This window comes from Methylophaga sp. UBA4204 (assembly GCF_002379485.1).
In the GTDB taxonomy this organism is placed as follows: Bacteria; Pseudomonadota; Gammaproteobacteria; order Nitrosococcales; family Methylophagaceae; genus Methylophaga.
The window spans coordinates 19892-26339 of record NZ_DFTU01000096.1 but is presented as its reverse complement, the minus strand read 5'-3'; the positions used below and the strand labels follow the sequence as shown (position 1 = coordinate 26339).

The window sequence follows — 6448 nt, the reverse complement described above, 5'->3', positions numbered from 1 at the left end:
CCTTGATTGACGCTTTTTCAGCTCACAACAGAGGCGGAGATGAAAGATAAACAAGCCCTAAAATAAAAAAGCCGCTGTCCTGGTAACAAGACAGCGGCTCTTTTTTGTTATTTTATTCGTCTAATAACGCATCACGATTATCTTCGCGGATGCGTGGCAAGATCCACATTTCATACATGGATACCACCCACATAAATGCAAATGATAATGCCATTGCGCCACCACCAATGATAACGAACCAGGCAAAATTAGGATGCAGTTTAGTCAACCACCAGGCGCTGATATCGATTAACAAAAAGATATATGGCATGGAAATGACGATAACTTTCAAAGGTTTAGGTACACCTGCTGCCAAACTGAATATCAAGCCAACAAACATAAAGATAAAGGCGATACCAAATAAGTGAATATGCGAAACACGGGCAAGTGATGCAATACTGGCACCGGTATCAACGACAGCACGTTCTTTTATCTGTTTGAAATCGGAATAGTCTGGAACGGCACCACCAGCTTCAGCGTTATGACAGATAATACATTTGGCATCAAAAATCTGTCTGATGCCGTCATTTTCATAGGCTTCTTCTGTTGCTCCAGCATGTACCCAACTAATGATTTTTTCACGTTCATCGTCGGTTGCCATCGGTTTCATCGAACCATGCAGTTTATTTTCGAGCAGTGAATTAGTTCTGTTTCCGTAATAGCTGTAAACGATATCATCAACTGAGAGACCATATTTACCGTCAGCCAGACCATGGGTAAGCTGAATTTGCACAATTGCCATCAGGTAACCTACTGCCACCACAACCAAATAACCGGTAAAAAGTGCTTTTAATGAGGTGCCTTGACTTGCGAGATTCAGGTTGTGATTTCTTGCCATGTTGTTTCCCTTATTTTTATTGTGTTTATTTTAGTACATAGCGCTTTTACTGAGTAGTAAAAAAACTATTTATTTGCCAAAAACCTGCTGCAAAATCTCCGAAGTACGTGCCGCAGGATTGTCACGGATTTTTTGCTCCTCCTCTGCTAACATAACAAACAATCCATTGAGCGCTTGGTCAGTTACATAATCCTGCAGATCCATATCCAACTCCTGACCTACTACAGGCACTGAACTGAGTTTATCGTTTAGCTGATTGTAATAGCGGGTTGCACCCACTTCATTCAATGATGTATCGATTACAGGCTCAAATAAGTCAGCGAGCTTGCCACGAGTACGATCTTCAAAAAACCGTGTGGCAGCATCATTCTCGCCATTCAAAATATTACGGGCATCGTCAATGGTCATACTTTTAATAGCATCGATCATGATTGAGGTTGCCTGTGGTGCGGCTTTTTCTGCCGCCCGATTGATACTTTGTTCAAAATCATCTGCCATTTTATTCAGGCCCAGCTGACGCATTAATCCAGCTGCTTGTTGTACGCGAGGAGGTAATGGAATGTGGATTTTCGGGTTGTTTAGATAACCTCCCTCTTTACTGACATTTTCGACAGCTTTTCTGGTGCCGACTTCTAACGCTTCTTTTAGGCCGTTGGCAATCGTGTCAGAACTTAAATCCGTGTCTTCCGATGTGCCCAGCGCGGTAGTACCAGATTTACTGAAGTCTTCGAGGAATTTTTTCCAGTCAGCATGGCTGGGTGATGTTGCCATTAAAAAAAATATAAAAAGTGCCGAAGTAACCATTACTGAAAATTTCATGCTGTAAATCCTTACCTGTTCAGCTTCGATAGTGCCTGTATGACTCTATAAGCGTCAAGTTATCCATTATTATCAATTGGAATAACGCACAAAAAAAAGCCGGTTAATTGCTTAACCGGCTTTTCATGTCTATCGGATCTGGTTATCAGCTAGGGACAACGTTTTCCGCTTGTGGACCTTTTTGACCCTGTGTCACTTCCATAGTGACAGCTTGGCCTTCTTTCAGAGTTCTAAAACCATCTGATTTAATCGCGCTGTGATGTACAAATACATCTGGACCATCGGCGCGTTCAATAAAACCGAATCCTTTTGCGTCATTGAACCATTTCACTGTGCCTGTAACTTGCTCTGCCATATCAACCTCAATATCTTAAATCTTCTGCTAACTTAACTCCTAAGTCAGCTTACACTACCCCTTAAAAAAGGGGTTAATCGCATTGTACGCCCAAAATTTAACAAAAAGTCACATTTATTTTGACCATAACAACTTTTTTTTTGCTTAAAAAACACGTTAAGAAAGCGGAAAAAAAACGCTTAACCGTTGAATCTATTATGTTTACCGGTAAGGCAGTATTCAAAAAATTCATTTTTAATAACTATTCTGAATCTCAGTTTGGCAGCTGTAAAAGCGGATAAAATGCGCGATTTTGCCTTTAACATAGGCTAAACCGGCTTGAAATCAGCTGGCTTTTCAGAACCGTCTCCAAAGAAAAATTTCTCTAATTCGGTTCTCAGAAAAGTCTGGGATTTTGGATCAGCCAATGATAAACGATACTCATTAATTAACATGGTTTGATGCGCTACCCACATTTGCCAGGCTTCTTTAGAGACTGTTTCATAGATTTTTTTCCCCAGTTCACCAGGATAAGGGGGAAAATCGAGTGCCTCTGCTTCTTTGTTGAGTTTTACACAATGCACAGTACGTGTCATAGCATCCTCTCGGTTGATGATAAAAATTGAATTAATTGTTTAACCGGAGCAGGTAAGCCCAAAGTTAACGCCTGATCTATTTTAACCCAGATATGTCTATTATTCTCAGCCACAAGGTGGATTGGCTCAGCAGTAAACAAATAAGGGGTTATAGTTAATTTGAAGTGACTGAAAACATGTTTGATTTCAGGCAATGACGATTCCAGTAAGGTATTTTTTATCGGCAAACGGTTATCTGGTGCCTCTGCAGTTTTACCCTCTGGAAAACTCCATAGCCCCCCCCATATGCCATTTTGCGGACGTTGTTCCAATAATATGTGGTTATTTTGATCTATATAGATAAACCAGTTGGTCTGACGTACAGGTTGGATTTTTTTAGCTTTACGTACCGGGAATAAAGTCGGCTCACCGGATGCAAAAGCCTGGCAATCAGTTTGAAGAGGGCATTGCTGGCAGGCTGGGCGACTGCGGGTGCACAAGGTGGCTCCCAGGTCCATTTGTGCCTGAATATAATTAGCAATGCGATGTTCGGGCAATAATGTCTCGGCTCGCTGCCACATTGCAGCTTCTACGTGTTTCTCACCTGGCCAGACATTAATGGCATCATATCGCGCCAAAACGCGTTTTACGTTGCCATCCAGAATCGGATAGCGCTGATGAAAGGCCAGCGCCATAATGGCTCCGGCAGTAGAACGACCAATTCCTGGCAAATCCAAAAGCGCCTGAAAATCCTCTGGCACCTTTGCGTCATGATGCTGTTGCATCTGAACAGCTGCCTTATGCAGATTTCGTCCACGGGCATAATATCCAAGCCCTGACCATAAGCCGAGGACATCATCTATATGGGCATCTGCCAGAGCGTTAATGTCCGGGAAACGATCAATAAAACGCTGGTAATACGGAATAACGGTAGCAACCTGAGTTTGCTGAAGCATCACTTCAGAAAGCCATACATGATAAGCCGATGGTTTTTGCTGCCATGGCAAATCCTTACGACCGTGATGGTCATACCAGGCTAATAAACGTTCACTGAAGCTGTTAGTCAAAATAGAATCAGGCCATGTTCCTTTGTGAACACGGCCTAGAATAAACTTTTCAGTTTTTCCTTCAACAAGTCCTCTTCTGAGGGTTCATCTGCAGAGTCTGCCTCATCGGATGTTTGCTCATCGGTAGCAGGCTCTTCAGTAGTTTCATCAGAAGTTGAAGATTTTGAATCGCCACCCAGTTTCTTACCCAGTAATCCACCAAGCTCATCACCCAGTTTTTCTTTTAGTTTTTCTTCAGCTTTGGCTTTAATTTCACCAGTGGCCTGTTCTTTTAAGACAGAGGCCAAATCCACTTTGGGTCTTGGATTATCAAAACTGCCGGTAATTTTTACCGGAATGGTAATCCCTTTCAGATCTTCAAGAGTTTTGCCTCCCTGGCCTTCAGCTGAACCGACGATTGAAACGCGAACAGCATAATCAATGACTTCTCTGGGGAGATCAATATCACCCGCACCGGTGACTCGCAATAATGGAGACATTAACTCAAGGTCCTGATTATTTACGATGCCTTCATTGGCGGTGAATGTGCCTTTCAGGCTGCTGAAATCAGTTTGCACCGGTTCGTTAGTCTCTGCAGCTTTTTGTCCGGACAGAACAGCCTTAGCCTGGCGAATGGCTTCGGCAATATTAATGCCTTTTAATGCGCCATCCGTAAAAGAAAATGCACCATTACCGTTCAGACTTTGTTTGATGGCATCAATATCTTTACCACTGCCATTGAGCTTTACATTGGCATTTGCTGTGCCGGCAATACGATCATTACCGGTCAGATCTTTTAATAGGGGACCGGCCTGAACCCCTTGCAGGTTTTCATCTACTGCAAGCTTCAAATTGTCACCACGGGCATCAAGATTGACATTACCTTGATACTTTCCCTGATATAACTCTGCAGCCAGGGGACTCAGTTTGATCAGACCATCTTTTGCATCAATAGTAATGACAATGTTTTCACTGTTAATGCCACTGACTTTGAGTTTGCCAATTTTCAAACTGCCTTTGGCGTTGATGTCCCGCAGTGTTTCCAATGGTAATTCACTGGAGCCGCCGGCTGCAGATGAAGCAGGTGTAGAAACTTCTTTAGCCGTTTTATCCTCAACTTCTTCTTTCGCTGGTGGTAAATAGCGATCAGCATCAATTTGATCCAGCATCAGATTAAATGTGTAAGCGGGTTTTTCGAAATTGTTGATACCAAATTGACCGGTTAATTGACTTTGATCCAGGGTCAATTGTAAATCTTTGGTATTAAGCGATTGTTTGCTGCCACTGATTTCACTACTCAGCTGAACCAGTTCCAATGTACTATTATCGGCCATTTCAGGCAGTTCAATTTTTAAATCTTCGGCTAATTTACGCAGGTTGAAAGGTTTCACCTGGATATTGCCATTATATGCCAGATCATCAGACAGGATTTTCTCCGCCAGTATTCGTCCATTCATCGTCAGATCTGCAAATTTGATGGCAAGATCATTAACCTGCAATGTTTCATCTGCGAGATTAGCTATGAGGTTGCTTGTGACATCCAGTTTGCTTTTGCCACCGGGTAGATTTTTATCTTCAATATCCGCGCTGATAACAAGATTTGTAATGCTGTGTTGTTGCGATGCCAGATTGGCTTCGATTAAACCCTCTATATTGGCGTCGATATTTTGTTCAGATCCGGTAGCTTGTAAATTAATTGCTAAATTTTGGATTGTCACCAATTCACTCGCCATGTTGGCATGAATGTCAGCTTGAAGGTCCAGATTAGCCTGTTGCAATGGCATTGCAGAACTATTGGCAACGGTATTGAGCTTCAGTGACTCCAGTGCGTAGATCTGCTTTTCAAGATCGACGATTACCTTACTCTCAAGTTCGATATGTGCTTTGACTTCAGGCTTACTGCTGATCAAATCAAACGACGTTGTAAGTGAAGTGGGATCGCCGGGAGCCAGAGGATCGGTCTCCAGATTAAGATTACGTAACTGGAAGTTTTCATCTTTGCTGGCATCAGACCACAATACATTGGCATTGGTTAGTTTAATGCCGGCAATTTTTACTGCAGATAATCCACTGGATGGCTCGTCCGAAACGCTGTCAGATTCAGCTGAAGGGGGTTGTTCTACTTCATCACTGGTTTTTGTCAGATCATCCCAGTTGGTCACACCTTCTTTATTGGTCTCCAGATTCAGCAACAGACCGTCGAGCACAATGGTGTCCATTTCCAGCTGTTTTTTCAGCAGAGGCATCAGTTTAATGCGAATTTCGGCAGCTTCGACGCTGGCAAAAGATTCGGCTTTAAAGCCACTGGCATTGCTAAGTGATAATGGTCCGAGTTCTAAAGCTATCCAGGGAAACACCGATAGCTCGATATCACCTTGCAAAGTCAATTTACGCCCTGTGGTTTTTTCAACCTGCGCTGCAATCTCATCTTTATAGTCATTTGGATCGATAATGAAGGGAAGTGCTGCGAGAGCAGCAATAGCGATGATGATTATTGCAATAATCACTTTGATAAAGGTGCGCATGCTTTTATCCTGTACTTTAGATGGGTGTATTGCCAAGATGATAAGTCATTTGACAGGGTTTATGAACCGGCTTTGACAATATAGGTGAAACGTTCATAGTCCAATGTCGCTGAAAACAGGTCTTTGGTTTCAGCATTGATTGAAGCCTCTTTGGAGTTAGATATTGTCAGTTGGCGTTTAGGACTAAAGACCCCTTTTTGGGTAATAAGTGCCGGGGGCTGTGTGTTGAGTTGTATCCCTGGATAGAGGAAATTTCCGGGTATTGGCTGGCG

Annotated in this window: 7 protein-coding genes; all 7 read right to left on the bottom strand. The window is 42.7% G+C overall.

All coding sequences use genetic code 11. The features are described from left to right. Positions 1–112 precede the first annotated feature (112 nt). Positions 113–877 (bottom strand): elongation factor-1 alpha, encoded by a 765-nt coding sequence (locus tag B3182_RS14610; RefSeq protein WP_292357894.1) that lies wholly within the window; start codon positions 875–877, stop codon positions 113–115. Between the two features lie 69 nt (positions 878–946). Continuing rightward, positions 947–1696, bottom strand: coding sequence for a DUF4197 domain-containing protein (locus tag B3182_RS14605; RefSeq protein ID WP_292357896.1), 750 nt, complete (start codon positions 1694–1696; stop codon positions 947–949). A gap of 145 nt (positions 1697–1841) precedes the next feature. Continuing rightward, positions 1842–2051 (bottom strand): cold-shock protein, encoded by a 210-nt coding sequence (locus tag B3182_RS14600; RefSeq protein ID WP_014706264.1) that lies wholly within the window; start codon positions 2049–2051, stop codon positions 1842–1844. Between the two features lie 308 nt (positions 2052–2359). Next, positions 2360–2626 (bottom strand): oxidative damage protection protein, encoded by a 267-nt coding sequence (locus tag B3182_RS14595; protein ID WP_292357899.1) that lies wholly within the window; start codon positions 2624–2626, stop codon positions 2360–2362. Further along, entirely contained in the window at positions 2623–3672 is a 1050-nt protein-coding gene (gene mutY, locus B3182_RS14590; RefSeq protein WP_292357901.1) for an A/G-specific adenine glycosylase, read from the bottom strand. Before mutY ends, B3182_RS14595 begins: the two co-directional genes overlap by 4 nt. Before the next feature lie 35 nt (positions 3673–3707). Next, positions 3708–6176, bottom strand: coding sequence for an AsmA family protein (locus tag B3182_RS14585; RefSeq protein ID WP_292357903.1), 2469 nt, complete (start codon positions 6174–6176; stop codon positions 3708–3710). Positions 6177–6235: 59 nt separating this feature from the next. After that, on the bottom strand, positions 6236–6448 hold a 213-nt coding region (locus B3182_RS14580), incomplete at its 5' end, for a hypothetical protein (RefSeq protein WP_292753292.1).